At 62.1% G+C, this 14714-nt stretch carries 14 protein-coding genes and 1 pseudogene; 12 read left to right on the top strand and 3 right to left on the bottom strand.

The genetic code is table 11. From position 1 onward, the window contains the following. The first annotated feature begins 81 nt into the window (after window positions 1–81). From C4K27_RS11935 to C4K27_RS31730, 3 genes and pseudogenes are all read left to right on the top strand, one after another. Window positions 82–789 (top strand): DUF6602 domain-containing protein, encoded by a 708-nt coding sequence (locus tag C4K27_RS11935; RefSeq protein ID WP_053260575.1) that lies wholly within the window; start codon window positions 82–84, stop codon window positions 787–789. A gap of 319 nt (window positions 790–1108) precedes the next feature. After that, a pseudogene (locus C4K27_RS31735) lies at window positions 1109–1879 on the top strand (MCP four helix bundle domain-containing protein); the annotation flags it as partial. Continuing rightward, a complete protein-coding gene (locus tag C4K27_RS31730) occupies window positions 1874–2737 on the top strand; it encodes a methyl-accepting chemotaxis protein (protein ID WP_370686802.1) in 864 nt (287 codons plus the stop codon). The pseudogene C4K27_RS31735 and the gene C4K27_RS31730, both read left to right, overlap by 6 nt. 37 nt (window positions 2738–2774) lie before the next feature. Here the strand turns inward: C4K27_RS31730 and C4K27_RS11925 are convergent, their stop codons facing one another. Beyond that, on the bottom strand, window positions 2775–4109 hold the full coding sequence (locus C4K27_RS11925; RefSeq protein ID WP_053260574.1) for an aminotransferase-like domain-containing protein: 1335 nt from the start codon (window positions 4107–4109) through the stop codon (window positions 2775–2777). A 127-nt stretch (window positions 4110–4236) separates the two neighbouring features. On the opposite strand from C4K27_RS11925, the gene C4K27_RS11920 reads away from it, so the two are divergent. Further along, window positions 4237–5133, top strand: coding sequence for a DMT family transporter (locus C4K27_RS11920; RefSeq protein WP_053260573.1), 897 nt, complete (start codon window positions 4237–4239; stop codon window positions 5131–5133). A gap of 422 nt (window positions 5134–5555) precedes the next feature. Here the strand turns inward: C4K27_RS11920 and C4K27_RS11915 are convergent, their stop codons facing one another. Next, a complete protein-coding gene (locus tag C4K27_RS11915) occupies window positions 5556–5885 on the bottom strand; it encodes a hypothetical protein (protein ID WP_007924875.1) in 330 nt (109 codons plus the stop codon). Between the two features lie 272 nt (window positions 5886–6157). Here C4K27_RS11915 and C4K27_RS11910 point away from each other — a divergent pair, with 272 nt between their 5' ends. The 7 genes from C4K27_RS11910 (at window position 6158) to C4K27_RS11880 (ending at window position 12198) form a co-directional block, all read left to right on the top strand. Further along, window positions 6158–6589, top strand: a complete 432-nt coding sequence (locus C4K27_RS11910) for a hypothetical protein (protein ID WP_053260572.1) — start codon at window positions 6158–6160, stop codon at window positions 6587–6589. 44 nt (window positions 6590–6633) lie between these two features. Next, a complete protein-coding gene (locus C4K27_RS11905; protein WP_053260571.1) occupies window positions 6634–7128 on the top strand; it encodes a PaaI family thioesterase in 495 nt (164 codons plus the stop codon). Window positions 7129–7496: 368 nt separating this feature from the next. Beyond that, complete coding sequence (locus C4K27_RS11900) at window positions 7497–8666, top strand: colicin E3/pyocin S6 family cytotoxin (RefSeq protein WP_053260570.1); 1170 nt, start codon at window positions 7497–7499, stop codon at window positions 8664–8666. Beyond that, window positions 8663–8902 (top strand): pyocin S6 family toxin immunity protein, encoded by a 240-nt coding sequence (locus C4K27_RS11895; RefSeq protein WP_053260569.1) that lies wholly within the window; start codon window positions 8663–8665, stop codon window positions 8900–8902. The genes C4K27_RS11900 and C4K27_RS11895 overlap by 4 nt, the downstream gene beginning before the upstream one ends. Next, window positions 8890–9189 (top strand): bacteriocin immunity protein, encoded by a 300-nt coding sequence (locus C4K27_RS11890; RefSeq protein ID WP_238437603.1) that lies wholly within the window; start codon window positions 8890–8892, stop codon window positions 9187–9189. Before C4K27_RS11895 ends, C4K27_RS11890 begins: the two co-directional genes overlap by 13 nt. Window positions 9190–9246: 57 nt before the next feature. Further along, complete coding sequence (locus tag C4K27_RS11885; protein ID WP_053260568.1) at window positions 9247–9864, top strand: hypothetical protein; 618 nt, start codon at window positions 9247–9249, stop codon at window positions 9862–9864. A gap of 132 nt (window positions 9865–9996) precedes the next feature. After that, window positions 9997–12198, top strand: a complete 2202-nt coding sequence (locus tag C4K27_RS11880; RefSeq protein ID WP_053260567.1) for an OsmC domain/YcaO domain-containing protein — start codon at window positions 9997–9999, stop codon at window positions 12196–12198. Between the two features lie 157 nt (window positions 12199–12355). Here C4K27_RS11880 and C4K27_RS11875 read toward each other — a convergent pair whose 3' ends face one another. Further along, on the bottom strand, window positions 12356–13573 hold the full coding sequence (locus C4K27_RS11875) for an MFS transporter (RefSeq protein WP_053260566.1): 1218 nt from the start codon (window positions 13571–13573) through the stop codon (window positions 12356–12358). A 155-nt stretch (window positions 13574–13728) separates the two neighbouring features. On the opposite strand from C4K27_RS11875, the gene C4K27_RS11870 reads away from it, so the two are divergent. Beyond that, window positions 13729–14670 carry a LysR family transcriptional regulator gene (locus C4K27_RS11870; protein WP_053260565.1) on the top strand — a complete coding sequence of 314 codons (942 nt, stop codon included), beginning with the start codon at window positions 13729–13731 and terminating at the stop codon, window positions 14668–14670. Window positions 14671–14714 lie beyond the last annotated feature (44 nt).

Raw genomic sequence — 14714 nt, 5'->3', positions numbered from 1 at the left:
CTTCCCGGCTTTCTTACTGTCGGGCAGCCCCGGATTCAAACGGGGCTGCTTGATCCATAAATGTCATACACGGAGTGAGTCATGCCAGGGAAAGACCTGCTGCTTAACAGCATCGAGACGCTGAAAGAAAGCTTGATGCTGGGGCACAAGCAATCGCAGAAGTACCCTTCGACGGTTATTGGAAATGAACGGGAGCTCATTATCGAAAGCCTGCTGGCGCGGGTCCTGCCGCAGAACATTCGCTATGGCTCTGGCGTCATCATGGACTGCTACGGCCAAACCACCGGCCAGGTGGATATCGTCCTCGAGTGCGAGCAAAGCTTCAGCCTGCCGATTACCTCCGGCAAGCAACGGCTGTACTTTGCCGATACCGTGGCGGCGGCCATCGAAGTGAAGTCCGACCTACGGGTCCAGAAGGTCCAGGCGTTCGAACAGAGCCACGCCGTCCAGCGGCTGCAACGGAAAAAGTCGGAAGAAAAGCCCTTTTTCAAAAATCAATACCAGGTGCCTTCCTACATCATCGCTTTCAAAGGTGCGGACTCAACCACCATCGCCAAGTGGATGTTTGAAGAGTGCCGGGAAAAAAAACAGCATTACCCCACCGGCATCCTGTGCCTGGAACCCGCTTATTTTTTCAGCCATGAACCCACTGGCAACTTCGAGGCATTCGGGGACAGCGCCATTTTTGCGTTCCTCTGCAGCCTCTCCAACTGGCTGGCCTTCAACAGAGACAGCCAGTTCGACATCAAGAACTACGTCGCGCTACTGGCTGAAGCCGAGGACGACTGAGCAGATCCGCCGACCCCGGCAAACACCCTGAAAAACCCAAGGCGAGCCACGGCTCGCCTTTTTCATCGGCCGGAAACAGCCTGTGTCGGCCAAAAAAGCGACATCACTGTGATATCATCGCCCCCTCTCCGGCCAGGGTCCGCGCGATCCCATCCACTCCGGAAGACCCCATAAAAGAAGGCGCCACGATGCGCCTCCCGCCTGTCTTGCCTGCAAGAACCGACGACGCCCCGGAGCCTTTCCGAGCGCGCGCCGCTTTGCTGCGAACCTGCCGGATGCCGCGCAGGTTGTGCCTTTTGCCGCCACAAGGAACACAGTCATGCTTTTACGATCGATGAACATTTCCCGCCGTGCAGGCCTCAGTTTTGCCCTGATCGCGTTGCTCGCGGTTGCGCTCGGGGCGTTCTCCCTGCTGGAAATGCGGCGCATGAACGAGCAGTCGCTCGAGGTCGACAGGAACTGGCTGCCCTCGATCGTCGCGGCCAATGCCGTGGCCCTGACCAGTACCCAGATCCGTACCCTGACCCTGCGCCTGCTGGTCGTACGCGACAGAACCGAAGTCGAGGCCCTGCTGGACCGGGTCAAGCAACTCGACGAGCAACTGTCGGCCCAGCAACTGGCCTACGAAAAACTCAGTATCGCCCCCGAGGAAAAGGCTGCGTACGCGCGCTACCTGGGGGTCAGGGCGCTGTACCTCAAGGACCAGCAGCGCGTCCTCGACCTGGCGCGCCAGGGGCGCAAGGACGAGGCGATCGCGATCGTCGACGGCGGGCCGTTCCTGACCAATGCCGACGCCATGCTCAAGGAACTGCTGAGCGTGGTCGAGGTGAATACCCACGGCGGCGAAGTGGCCGCCACGCGCAGCAACGAAGTGTTCCAGAGCGCGGTCGGGCTGGTGTTGGCGATCCTGGCCATCGTGCTGGTGCTGACCGTCGGCCTGGCCATCGTGCTCACCCGCAGCATCGTGCGGCCGCTGAGCCAGGCCGTGGCAGTCGCCGAAACCATCGCCAGCGGCGACCTGTGCCATGCCATCAGCGTGACCGGCAACGACGAACCGGCGCGCCTGCTGCACGCCCTGCAACGCATGCAGAACAGCCTGCGCAGCACCCTGCAGAAGATCGCCGATTCCTCCAGCCAGCTGGCGTCGGCCGCCGAGGAACTGCATGCGGTGACCGAGGATTCCAGCAAGACCCTGCACCAGCAGAGCAACGAGCTGGAACAGGCCGCCACCGCGGTCAACGAAATGACCGCGGCAGTGGAAGAAGTGGCGCGCAACGCCGTCAGCACCTCCGAAGCATCCCGGGAAACCGACGCCACCGCCCACCACGGCCGGCAGCAGGTGCAGCACACCGTCGACTCCATCGGCGACCTGGCCGACGAGGTGACCCGCACCTGCGAGCAGGTCGAGCACCTGGCGGTGGATGTGCGCAATATCGGCCAGGTCCTGGAGGTGATCCGCTCGATCGCCGAGCAGACCAACCTGCTGGCCCTCAACGCAGCCATCGAGGCCGCCAGGGCAGGCGATGCCGGACGCGGTTTCGCCGTGGTCGCCGATGAGGTGCGGGCCCTCGCCCATCGCACCCAGCAGTCGACCCAGGAAATCGAAAGCATGATCAACACCATCGAAGAAGGCACCGAAGGCGCGGTCAGCGCCATGCGCCACAGCAACGAACGCGCCCACCTGACCCTGGAAGCCGCCCGCGCTTCGGGCCTGGCCCTGGACCAGATCACCCAGGCCATCACCTCGATCAACGAACGCAACATGGTGATCGCCAGCGCCAGCGAAGAGCAGGCCCAGGTCGCCCGCGAGGTGGATCGCAACCTGGTGAACATCCGCGACCTGGCGACCCAGACCTCGGCCGGAGCCAACCAGAGCAACGCTGCCAGCCAGGACCTGTCGCGCCTGGCGGTGGAACTCAACGGCCTGGTAACCCAGTTCAAGGTCTGACGGCCAACGGGCTCCCGCGCCTTGCCGCGCGGGGCCTTCAGTAGGCGTATTGAGCAATCACCTTGCGCACCCTTTCCAGCGCCACCCGCAGCTGATCCATATCGACCGAGCCCAGGGCCAGGCGAATCGCGTGGGGCACCGGCGCGGCGCTGACAAAGGGCTCGGCGGTGGACACCGAGACATTCTCCCGCAGCAAGGCCATGGCCACCTGATCGGCACGCACCTCCTCGGGCAGCGGCAGCCAGAGAAAATAGGACGCCGGATGCCCGATGTACGCCAGGCCGGCCAACACCTCCCTGGCCAGCGCCTGACGGGCTTGCGCGTCCTGGCGCTTCTCGGTTTCCAGGCGCGCCACGGTGCCGTCGTCGATCCAGTTGCAGACCAGCGCCGTCATCACCCCGGGGGTGTTCCAGGTGGTCGCGCGGATCACCCGTTCGATCAGCGGCACCCAGGCCGGTGGCGCGACGACAAAACCGACCCGCAGTCCGGTGGCGACATTCTTGGAAAAGCCCGACACATACACCGTCAGTTCCGGCGCCAGGGCCGCCAGGGGCGCGGGCGGATCCTCGGCGAGGAAGGCATAGGCGGCGTCCTCGATAATCAGCAGGCGATGCTGTCGGGCTATGTGCACCAGACGCTCGCGCCACGCCAGATCCAGCACCCAACCCATGGGGTTGTGCAGGGTCGGCATGGCGTACACCGCCCGCACCCGCCGGCTGCGGCACAACCGCTCGAAAGCCTGCAGGTCGGGACCGTGCTCGGTCAGGGCAATCGACACCAGCTCCACGCCGTGGGCGTCGGCCACCACCTTGAACCCCGGGTAGGTCAGGGCATCGGTGGCGACCACATCGCCGGGCTTGAGCAGCGCCATCACCGTGGTCGCCAGGCCATGCTGGGCGCCGCTGACGATCGACACCTGCTCGGCGTCTACCCGCAACCCGCAAGAGACCAGATACCGTGCCACCGCGGCCCGCTCGTGGCTGCGGCCACTGTGGGGCTGGTAGCGCAGCAGCGCCTCCAGGTCACCGGCGGCCGCCAGTTGGCGCAGGCCGCCGCGCAACACTTCGGCCTGCCCGGGCAACGCCGGATAGTTGAAATTCAGGTCCAGAGTGCCCGCCGCCGTGGCCTGCTGGTCGATACCCTGGCCCGGCGGCAACGCGGTCTCGCGGACAAAGGTGCCGCGCCCGGTTTCGCCACTGATCAGGCCCATGGCCTCCAGCTCGGCATACACCCGCGAAGCGGTCACCAGGGCCAGCCCTTCCCTGGCGGCCAGCTCGCGGTGAGTCGGCAGGCGGGCACCGGGCGGCAGTGCGCCGCCACGGATATCGGCGGCAAAAGCATCGACCAGTTGTTTGTAGCGGGCACGGGCCATAGCGGAATGTATCCATGACAATATTTTGATTGTATTGCTTAGCGCTCCTAGGATGGGGCCTGAGCAGCCCAGGCGCAATCTCGCCCTGCAGCGCGGCGCTTACCCTTGAACAGAGCTGAGCCCCTGAATGGAACGGACATCCCCCCTGCCACACCCCACCACGCAAAAGGCCGCGAGCGGCTGGCTCAACGGTTTTATCGGCGTGCTGATTTTCAGCGGCTCGCTGCCGGCCACCCGGGTCGCCGTGCTGGAATTCGACCCGCTATTCCTGACCGTGGCCCGCGCCAGCATCGCCGGGGTCCTGGCTTTGTGCCTGTTGCTGCTGTTCAAGGAAAAACGCCCGAACAGAAACCAGCTGTGGCCCTTGGCGATAGTCGCCCTGGGCGTGGTGGTGGGCTTTCCCCTGCTGACCGCGTTAGCGCTGCAGTACGTGACCTCGGCCCACTCCATCGTCTTCCTGGGCTTGCTGCCGCTGGCCACCGCGGTGTTCGGCGTGCTGCGCGGCGGCGAGCGGCCGCGGCCGGTGTTCTGGCTGTTCTCGGTGCTGGGCAGCCTGCTGGTGGTGGGGTTTGCCCTGTCCCAGGGGCTGAGCGCCGCGCCGGCCGGAGACATCCTCATGCTGCTGGCGATCCTGGTCTGCGGCCTGGGTTACGCGGAAGGCGCCAAGCTCTCCCGCACCCTGGGCGGCTGGCAGGTGATTTCCTGGGCTTTGGTGCTGGCGCTGCCGGTGATGGCCGTGCTGAGCCTGTTGCGTGCCCCGCCTTCATTTAGCGGCATTACCCTGCCCGCCTGGCTGAGCCTGGGGTACGTCGCGTTGTTCAGCATGCTGATCGGCTTTGTCTTCTGGTATCGCGGGCTGGCCCAGGGAGGGATCGCCGCCGTCGGCCAGTTGCAGTTGCTGCAACCGTTCTTTGGCCTGGCCCTGGCGGCCACCCTGCTGCATGAACAGGTCAGCCTGGGCATGCTGGGAGTGACCGTGGCGGTGATTTTGTGCGTGGCCGGGGCGAGGAAGTTTTCCAAATAGTGGTTCGGCCGCCTCGGCGAGACGGGGCTGGCCTGAGGTTTTCCCCTCAGACCGGAGAGATGGTCGCCAGCAGACCGATCGCGATGGTCAGCGCCAAGAATCCAAACAAGAAAATCGCCATCTTCGCCATAAAGGCCTCCTGAACAATAGGTTTTCGCCAACGCGAAAAGCAGAACGCAGCCTCAGGCTCCAGCCGGCGGGCCGGTGCGCCTGAGGGGTGCGTTATTGTCAGGCCAGATCTGATCCCGATACAGACGCAGGTGACGAAGAAAAATACGGATCAGATGGCGGCGGACGCTGTCGGCCCATGGACCAAAGGTCCGGGTACATGAGGCAAAGCCGACAGGCCTCGACCCAGGATCGCCGGCGCCCAGGCCAGCATGGCAGCCCGGGCAACCGGCAATTGCGCGTGCCTTCCCGGGTTATTTGCGCGCCAGCTTGTAGCGCACGCAATCGTCGTAAAAACTCTGCCGCACCGTCGCCGGCTTGGCCCGCGAGGGGCTGTCGTAGGTCTGTTCGGTAATGCCCAGGGCCAACATGCGCATCCAGCCCTTGCTGAACTTGTAGGTCTGCAGCTTCTGCCGCGCGGCATACAGCGAAACGCCCGACAGTTTCAGTTCCTGCGCCCGCGCCGCCGTCCCCGCGCCCCAACTGCACACATACCGGTCATTGGCCGGCAACTCCTTGCCCTCGGCCGCGACAGCCACGCTGACCAAGGCGAACGAGGTCAGCGTCATCCACACATTGCGCATTTTTCGATCTACCTAACCACCTGAAATTAAAGTGATTTTGGCGGTAATTGAGTGACCGCGGGGCCAGCATCGGGCCTTATTGGAGAAGGCAATATGCCTCTCTTTTACTGGCCACTTGTTCACTACGGGCGCCAGGCTCGGCAACAGCCGCCGGTCCAGGTTCATGGCGCAGGGTTTCTCGCCCCCTCCGGGCAGAAAATTACCCCTGCAAGCGTCCGGCTGGTATCGTGCGGCCCTGTAAAAACACGCCGCATGACTTGAGGAAATGGACGTTGAGCACTGAAGAAAAACTGACCGGGGATCTGTTCGAAGTCGACAAGCGCCTGGGGCTCAAGCCCGTGGTGGACTTCAACACCTATCTGCGCACGGCCTTCGGCGACGGCAAATGCACCTGCGGTCGTTGTGTCGCCAGCGCGGGCGTCGAGAGCGGTTATGCCTATCAGCACAGCTTCGACTTCGACGGTAAAGTCACCCACCGCCGCTTCGCCACCACCGCTGGCAGCGACGTGCTGCTGGTGCTGAAGAAGGCCTGGCTGTCCTACACCAAGGCCGAGCTGGAAACCAGCGGCAACCTGGCGCTGGACACCGTCAAGGAATTCGTCGAGCCGCAACTGCACCAGTGCCTGCTGCCCCTGCTGCTGGCCAGCGGGCTGGTCAAGGACGTCGACGGCGACCTGCAGATACAGGCACAAGTGGCGGCCTGAGGGCATCGCCAGGCCCCTCTCCAACAATAAAAAAGGTAAGACACATGCACCCACTCTCCCTGCAAGACAGCACCGCGCCGGACGGCGTTTGTTTTGGCTGCGGCAGCCGCAACCCCCATGGCCTGCACATCAAGAGCCACTGGCATGAGGATGGGGTGCATGTGATGGCCGAGCACCTGCCGGACAGCCAATACTGCGGCTGGCCCGAGCTGGTGTACGGCGGCCTGATCGCCATGCTGGTGGACTGCCACTCGAACTGGACCGCCATGGCCTACCACTACCGCGCCGAAAATCGCGCCCTGGACAGCCAGCCGCGGATCAACTGCGTGACCGGTAACCTCGGCATCAAATTCATCAAGCCCACACCGATGGGCGTGCCCCTGACCTTGCGCGCCAAGGTCGAAGGCGAAGTCGGGCGCAAGAGCCGGGTGATCTGCGAGGTCTACGCCGGCGATGTGCTGACGGCGATTGGCGACTCGATCTTCGTGCGGGTCGATACCGAACAGCTGGCCGCGGCGGCCCACGGCCGGGAAGCCTGAGCCGGCTCAGGCTCGCTCACGACCTTGAAACCTTTGCGAACCACGATCCGAAGCAGGCAAAACCAGCTTACAAGGGGGACGCCTAGTTCTTGCTCGCGATGGCGGTTAACGATAACGCGTGTCGAGTGGATGAACGCGGCGCTCTCAAGTCCATCGCGAGCAAGCTCGCTCCTACACCAGCCCCCACTCTCGTCCTTAACGGATCGGCATTAGCCAGAATCGTCCTGCTTGTCAGCCCGTAAAAGTAAAGACTTGCCCTTCAAACCTTTCAGATTCCTCCCGCAGTAATGCCTGTCCATAGCCAATAGGGTTGATGCCATCCCGCCGCCGGCTGGAAAACCGCACTGGATGGACAGGCAGAACCCTCGATGGCGCGCAACAGACTCCCCCCGATCAAGAATCCCCCTTCCGGCGACGGCCACCACGTCACCTATCGAGACATGACCCCCAGCGAACGGGCTGAGCAAGAGGCCAGGCAAAACGCCTATGAACAGATGCTGGTTCGCCAACAAGCCTACGCAGACAGCCTCGCCAGCCCACCCCGCAAGCAACAGGCGATGGCCGGCTGCACCTTTACCAAATCCTGCAAGCTGCCCGACGGGGTCATGGACTACCTCAGCCCATCCGGGGCGATTCCCACCGACGCCATCAAGGACTATGGCGAGCTTGTCTTGCTGGGGGGCCGTGGCGCGGACGCGACGGGGAATATCCCGCTCAAGAAAATCAGCGGCGCCCTTCCCGCCGCCCTGGGTAGCCTTGCGCTGGGTGGCGAGGCCGTGGCGTCCGCCGGGGTCGGCGGCGTGATCGCGGGTGCCCTGGCTGGCATGGTGGCCATGCTCTGGCCTTCGAGCCTGGGCGATAGCGCCTTGTACACGCCCGAGCAACTCGACGCGCTGAAAGAAGGCCGTACCCGCGTCCGCCTGCATCTCGAACAACGGCCCGACGGCACGCTCAAGGGCTATGGCTACAACACGCAAAAGCAGCGTGGCTGGGAAATGGTCCCGGTGGTGCGCTTTGCTGCCGAAGGCCAGCAACAGGTGGCCGACTTCGGCGATGGCGTCACCCTGATCTGGACGCCCGCGGTGGACCCGTCCAGCACCTCCGGCATCCCCCCACTGGAGGCCGCGCCCCAAGCGCCGCACATCTGGATCTTTCCGCCCACCGAACAGGCGGACACCCTCATCGTCAACCCGATCTACCCGCCGGAGTACAAGGACTTCATCCTGGTGTTCCCGCCGGGGTCCGGGGTTCGGCCGCTCTATATCGTGTTAAATCTGCCCAGAGGCCAGAACTATCATCCCAAACCCCAAAATCTCCCCGCTTTCCCTGGCCTCAAATGGTCAAAGCCTAAAACCCCCAAAAAAGGTGGCGGCTTGCGTGATCGATGGAAAGACAAAGACGGTACGATCTACGAATGGGACTCCCAACACGGCAGGCTGGAGAAGTACAACAAACGTGGCAAACACTTAGGCGAGTTCGACCCAATAACCGGCCAGCAAACCAAACCAGCGGATAAAACCAGAGTGATTGAGCCATGAAGTACAACCTGAAATTCGAGATACACGGCGCACCTACAAATAGTGACGACGCTGTATTCGAGACAAAACTACCAACTCTCACTACAGAAATGCTGATGCCGATTATGGGTTGGCAGAGCGAAGCAGACGCCGTACATAGCTACCTCCTCACCCGAGAGCAAGCCAGCGCCATAGAACGCCTTACAGCCATCCCCCTCCCCAAAGATCTGGAGCTGTACATCAGTTGCCACTGCTGACCGACTCTATATGGTCGGCCTGGCACGCCCCCCATAAAGGAAAAACCCTACCTGAGTACACCGAAAGCGATTTTCTTAAACTGCTCGACGAAATATGCAATGCGGTGGGCACCGAGAAATATCAGGATCAGTTGCTAGAGCACTTTATTGAAATGACCGGCAATCCCGCTGCATCTGACTGGATTTATTATCTCGAGGATGGTGAAGACGATTCGCCAAAGGGAATTTTGAAAACAGTCCAAGACTGGCGTAAGGCCAATGGCTTGCCGGGTTTCAAGGAACCCTAAATCAATGGCCTCGAGGAGCCCTTTCAATGGACACATCAAAGCTGAATCAAGGACGATATGAATTTTTTCAGCCGCATCGCAGGTCTTTTTGACCGAACCCCCAAGGAGCAAATTGCGGGCTATTCCCTGTCAGAACTCCAAGCGGTTTTCACCGAACCTCTGCCACACATTCCCGCCCTGCCCCTTCCACTGCGTGTGGTTTCCTTGGAAGACACAGGCGTGCCGGCTTATTACTGGGCCTTGCTGATCGATGGGAGCGACAGGCATGCCTTCCAGGCCCTTATCGAATCCAGCTTCACCTTGAGCCACGAGCGCAGCTTCAACGACCTTCCCGTCAGGCAGTATGAAAACCGCCAAAACCACCAGCACCTGATCTGTTTGATATCCACCCGGGAATTCAACGCCGTCACGGTGCGCCTGGTAACCAACAGCACTGACTTTCTCGAAGCCATTCAGCGCCAGCGTTTCGCCGTTCCGCCGCCCTGGGTAGCCTTCGAAGGTTACGACCCTGCATGGTGGGGAAGGCAGTTGCAAGGTGCCCAGGGTTACTACAACGACCAGTACTTCCTGCCGTTTTTTACCGGCTTGAGTAAGGCAGAAAAGCTGGCTTATTACGCCCGCTACGCTGCCAGCCAAGCGTGGGCTGCCAGCCTGATGTCAATCGGTGATGAGTGAGAGGAGCTGATGCCGCAGGCCGCGACCTCCTCCCCCCAACCACCTGGCCCGCTTGCCGAAAAGCGCAAGACTTCGCGCTGAAAAACCGGATAATGGCCGCCATTTCGTTTTGCTCGTTATTCGGTGTGCCCCATGGAAATCAAGGTCAACTTTCTCGACAACCTCCGACTTGAAGCCAAGTTCGATGACTTCACGGTGGTGGCCGATCAACCCATCCGCTACAAGGGCGATGGCTCGGCACCGGGTCCGTTCGACTATTTCCTGGCGTCATCGGCGTTGTGTGCGGCGTACTTCGTGAAGTTGTACTGCGACACCCGCAATATCCCCACCGATAACATTCGCCTGTCGCAGAACAACATTGTCGATCCGGAAAACCGCTACAACCAGATCTTCAAGATCCAGGTCGAGTTGCCGGCGGATATCTCCGACAAGGACCGCCAGGGCATCCTGCGTTCCATCGACCGCTGCACCGTCAAGAAAGTGGTACAGGCCGGGCCCGAGTTTGTGATCGAGGAGGTGGAAAACCTCGACGCCGATGCCCAGGCCCTGTTGATGCCGAGCGCGGGTTCGCACAGCACCTATATCGCCGGCAAGGACCTGCCACTGGAGCAGACCATCGCCAACATGTCCGGCATCCTGGCCGGCCTGGGCATGAAGATCGAGATCGCTTCGTGGCGCAATATCGTGCCCAACGTGTGGTCGCTGCATATCCGCGACGCGCAGTCGCCGATGTGCTTCACCAACGGCAAGGGCGCGACCAAGGAAGGCGCCCTGGCCTCGGCCCTGGGCGAGTTCATCGAGCGCCTGAACTGCAATTTCTTCTACAACGATCAGTTCTGGGGCGAGGAGATCGCCAACGCGCCGTTCGTGCATTACCCGGACGAGCGCTGGTTCCAGCCAGGCCCCAACGACGAGCTGCCGAGCGAAATCCTCGACGCGTACTGCCTGAAGGTCTACAACCGCGAAGGCGAGCTGCGCGGGTCGCACCTGTTCGACACCAACTCCGGCAATGAAGAGCGTGGCATTGTTTCGCTGCCATTCGTGCGCCAGTCGGATGGCGAAGTGGTGTATTTCCCGTCGAACCTGATCGAGAACCTCTACCTGAGCAACGGCATGAGCGCCGGCAACACCCTGGCTGAAGCCCAGGTGCAGTGCCTGTCGGAGATCTTCGAGCGCGCCGTCAAACGCGAAATCATCGAAGGCGAATTCGCCCTGCCGGATGTACCGGCAGAAGTCTTGGCCAAATACCCGGGGATTCTCGCCGGCATCCAGGGCCTGGAAGCCCAGGGCTTTCCGGTGCTGGTCAAGGATGCGTCGCTGGGCGGTGAGTTTCCGGTGATGTGCGTGACCCTGATGAACCCGCGTACCGGTGGCGTATTTGCCTCGTTCGGCGCGCACCCAAGCCTGGAAGTGGCGCTGGAGCGCAGCCTCACCGAGCTGCTGCAAGGCCGCAGTTTCGAGGGCTTGAACGATCTGCCGCCGCCGACGTTCGAAGGTCAGGCGGTCACCGAGCCGAACAACTTCGTCGAGCACTTCATCGACTCCAGCGGCGTGGTGTCGTGGCGTTTCTTCAGCGCCCAGTCGGATTACCAATTCGTCGAGTGGGACTTCTCCGGCCAGGGTGAAGACTCTAATACCCAGGAAGCCGCGACCTTGTTCGGCATTCTCGAAGGCATGGGCAAAGAGTCCTACATGGCCGTGTACCAGCACCTGGGCGCCACCGCCTGCCGCATCCTGGTGCCGGACTACTCGGAAATCTACCCGGTGGAAGACCTGATCTGGGACAACACCAACAAGGCACTGTTCTTCCGCTCCGACATCCTCAACCTGCACAGCCTCGACGAGGAAGAGTTGCAGGCGTTGCTCGAGCGCCTGATAGAAAGCGAACTGGACGACTACACCGATATCACCACCCTGATCGGCATCGAGTTCGACGACAACACTGCCTGGGGTCAACTGACCATCCTGGAGTTGAAGCTGCTGATCTTCCTGGCCTTGCAGCAATATGAAGAAGCCAAGGAATGCGTGGAGATGTTCCTGCAGTACAACGACAACACCGCCGAGCGTGGCCTGTTTTACCAGGCGATGAATGCGGTGCTGGAGATGGAACTCGACGAAGATCTGGACCTGGCGGATTACGAAGCCAATTTCCGTCGCATGTTCGGCAACGAGCGGATGGACGCGGTGATTGGCTCGGTGAATGGCGATGTGCGCTTCTATGGCCTGACGCCGACCAGCATGAAGCTGGAGGGGATCGACCGCCACCTGCGCCTGATCGACAGCTACAAGAAGCTGCACGCGGCGCGGGCCAGGGTGACGGCGCTGTCCAGCTGATGGCCAGGCCGGGGATCAGCGCCCGCCGTTGAATCGACAGGCGCTGGCCCCACAGGCATAGGAAATGGCCCGGGCGATCAGCGGGCCAACCCGCCGGACCCACGCCGCTGCCGGCTCGAACCAGCTACTTCTCAGCGACCTTCCAACCCCTTCCCTGCTAGCCCCCGGCGACACCTTCCTCCCCCGGCGCCGTATTGCCGGCAATGGCAGCCCCGAGGAAGTACAGCATCCCGCCCGCGACGATAAACAGCATCAGCATGTAGAAGATGTATTGGGGCGGCTGCACCGCCAAGACCGCCCCGCACAATACCGGCCCCAATGCCGCGCCCAGGTTGCTCAGGTTCTGCGCCCCGTAATACATGCCCCGCAAATGGCTGGGGGCGATGTTGTCGATGAACATGTATTCGGCGGGAAACACGATAATCTCGCCGAGCGTGAAAATGACCATGGCGCCGACCCAGAACACCAAGCTGCTCGACAGCGCGAAGCCCGCCAGCCCCAGGACAAACATAACCAGCCCGCCCGCGAGCCACAGGCTCAAGTGTTGCTGGGAGATTTTCCTGCCGATGAGGTATTGCAGGCTGATCACCGTCAGGGCATTGGTCGCCACGATGCTGCTGATAATCCGGTAGGCGGTTTCGGCTGTGGTGGTCACCACCAGGTACTGCGAGAGGTAGGCGCTGAACTGGCCGAAGACCACGGCGCTGAGCAGCCCGCCCAGGGTAAAGCACACCAGCCGGCGATCGCTCAGCAACAGCTTGCCCACGGCCAGGAATGGCGCGCGGGGCTGGCTTGGTTCAACGCCCGCCAAGCCCCTGTCGCCCCACACGAAGTAGACAAAAAAGAACCCTGCGCCCAGCCCCGCGGACAACAGAAAAGGCAGGCTGATATCCAGCCCGGCCAGCCCCGCGCCGAGAAAGGGGCCGACGGCATAACCGATATTGGTCAGCGTGTATTTGATCGAAAACACCTCGCCCCGGCCAGCGACGGGGAGCAGGCTGCCAAAGCCCGATTTCACGGCGATATCGATGACCGCGTAGGCCAGGTTGATCGACACCAGGCACAGGTAGAACAGCCAGAGATCGCGCGCGACAAAGGTGCCGAGGAAACCCGCGGTGAACACGCCACTGCAGACCAGGATCAGCCTGTAGCTGGACATCCGGTCCACCAGGAACCCGCCATACAGGCTCAACAGCGAGCCAATGATCAGCGTGCTGCCGATGACCAGGCCGACATCGGCGATGCTCAAGTGGAAGTGGCCCGATAAATAAATGACCAGATAAGGCAGGGTGATCGCGCGAGCGAGGGTCAGGATCAGGGACGCTGAAAGCAGCAGGTTTACCGTGGTCGGATAGTTTCTTAGCGTGGCCAGCATCCTTGCCTCATCGTTATCGCCATTATTTTTGTCGGGTTCGCGCTGTGGCAATCGCAGGAAAGCCGGCGCGGATCAAGCATACTGCTGAACCCAGTTCTCATTGCTGATGGTTTTTACCGGGTGCGTGGAGCCAGATTCACGAATAAGGAATGTCTATGTTTTCCTCCGAACGCTTGAAGGGCATCGATGTATTTGTCTGCGTGGCCGAGTCTGGCAGCTTCACGGCCGCCGCCGAGAAAATGCACCTGACAGGCTCCGCCGTCAGTAAAAGCATCGCGCGCCTGGAGGGCCGGCTGGGCACTCGCCTGCTGCATCGGACCACGCGACGCGTGGCGCTGACCGACGCGGGGATGACCTTCTATCGCACCTGCACCGGCGTGCTAGCCGACCTGGAAGACGCCGAGTTTGCACTGAAGGCCGAAGCCAACGAGGCCCGCGGCAGTGTTCGCATCGACCTGCCAGGGGCTTTTGGCCGCGCCCAGGTGCTGCCGATCCTGCTGCGCCTTGCCCAGGATCATCCAGCGCTGACTCCACATATTTCCTTCTCCGACGGTTTCGTCGACCCGTTCAAGGAAGGCGTGGACATCGTTGTGCGTATTGGCGGCGCGGATGCCTGGCCCGATACGCTGGGGCAGCGTTGCCTGGCCCGCGAACGACACCTCTTCTGTGCCTCCCCCGCCTATCTGGCCAGGCAGGGCATCCCATTGACCGAAAGCGATCTGCAACAGCATCAGTGCATCGCCTATGGCTGGGTGGATGGAAGAATCAACCCCTGGAATTTCGCCGACGATCAGGGCGTAACGACGCGCCGGCAGGTCGCCGCCCAGCTTGTGGTGGGCAATGGCGAAGGCATCGTGATGGCGGCCATGGCCGGTTGCGGTATCGCGCAGTTGCCGTCCTGGCTCATCCAGCGGCAGCTGGACGAAGGGACCTTGGTGGAGGTGCTTGCCCATCGGGCAAGCGAGGGGATGCCGATCAACCTGGCCTGGGTCAAAAGTCGTGAAACGCTGCCCAAGGTCAGGGTCCTGCTGGAGGCCCTGGTCACAGGGCTGACGCCGATAGATGACGGCGACCTGACCGCCAGCCCTGCCCGCTGACAGGCAAGGATCGGCCAGCACCTGCCGCCGGCCGATAGCCCCCT

Source organism: Pseudomonas chlororaphis subsp. chlororaphis, assembly GCF_003945765.1.
Lineage (GTDB): Bacteria > Pseudomonadota > Gammaproteobacteria > Pseudomonadales > Pseudomonadaceae > Aquipseudomonas > Aquipseudomonas chlororaphis.
This window is presented reverse-complemented; position numbering and strand designations above follow the sequence as displayed.

Excerpts from the sequence above, each read along its gene's own strand:
- C4K27_RS11900 (WP_053260570.1), top strand. The coding sequence starts at position 7,497 with ATGGCGCGCAACAGACTCCCCCCGATCAAGAATCCCCCTTCCGGCGAC.
- C4K27_RS11895 (WP_053260569.1), top strand. The coding sequence starts at position 8,663 with ATGAAGTACAACCTGAAATTCGAGATACACGGCGCACCTACAAATAGT.
- C4K27_RS11905 (WP_053260571.1), top strand. The coding sequence starts at position 6,634 with ATGCACCCACTCTCCCTGCAAGACAGCACCGCGCCGGACGGCGTTTGT.
- C4K27_RS11915 (WP_007924875.1), bottom strand. The coding sequence starts at position 5,885 with ATGCGCAATGTGTGGATGACGCTGACCTCGTTCGCCTTGGTCAGCGTG.
- C4K27_RS31730 (WP_370686802.1), top strand. The coding sequence starts at position 1,874 with ATGCAGAACAGCCTGCGCAGCACCCTGCAGAAGATCGCCGATTCCTCC.
- C4K27_RS11870 (WP_053260565.1), top strand. The coding sequence starts at position 13,729 with ATGTTTTCCTCCGAACGCTTGAAGGGCATCGATGTATTTGTCTGCGTG.
- C4K27_RS11875 (WP_053260566.1), bottom strand. The coding sequence starts at position 13,573 with ATGCTGGCCACGCTAAGAAACTATCCGACCACGGTAAACCTGCTGCTT.
- C4K27_RS11880 (WP_053260567.1), top strand. The coding sequence starts at position 9,997 with ATGGAAATCAAGGTCAACTTTCTCGACAACCTCCGACTTGAAGCCAAG.
- C4K27_RS11885 (WP_053260568.1), top strand. The coding sequence starts at position 9,247 with ATGAATTTTTTCAGCCGCATCGCAGGTCTTTTTGACCGAACCCCCAAG.
- C4K27_RS11920 (WP_053260573.1), top strand. The coding sequence starts at position 4,237 with ATGGAACGGACATCCCCCCTGCCACACCCCACCACGCAAAAGGCCGCG.
- C4K27_RS11925 (WP_053260574.1), bottom strand. The coding sequence starts at position 4,109 with ATGGCCCGTGCCCGCTACAAACAACTGGTCGATGCTTTTGCCGCCGAT.
- C4K27_RS11935 (WP_053260575.1), top strand. The coding sequence starts at position 82 with ATGCCAGGGAAAGACCTGCTGCTTAACAGCATCGAGACGCTGAAAGAA.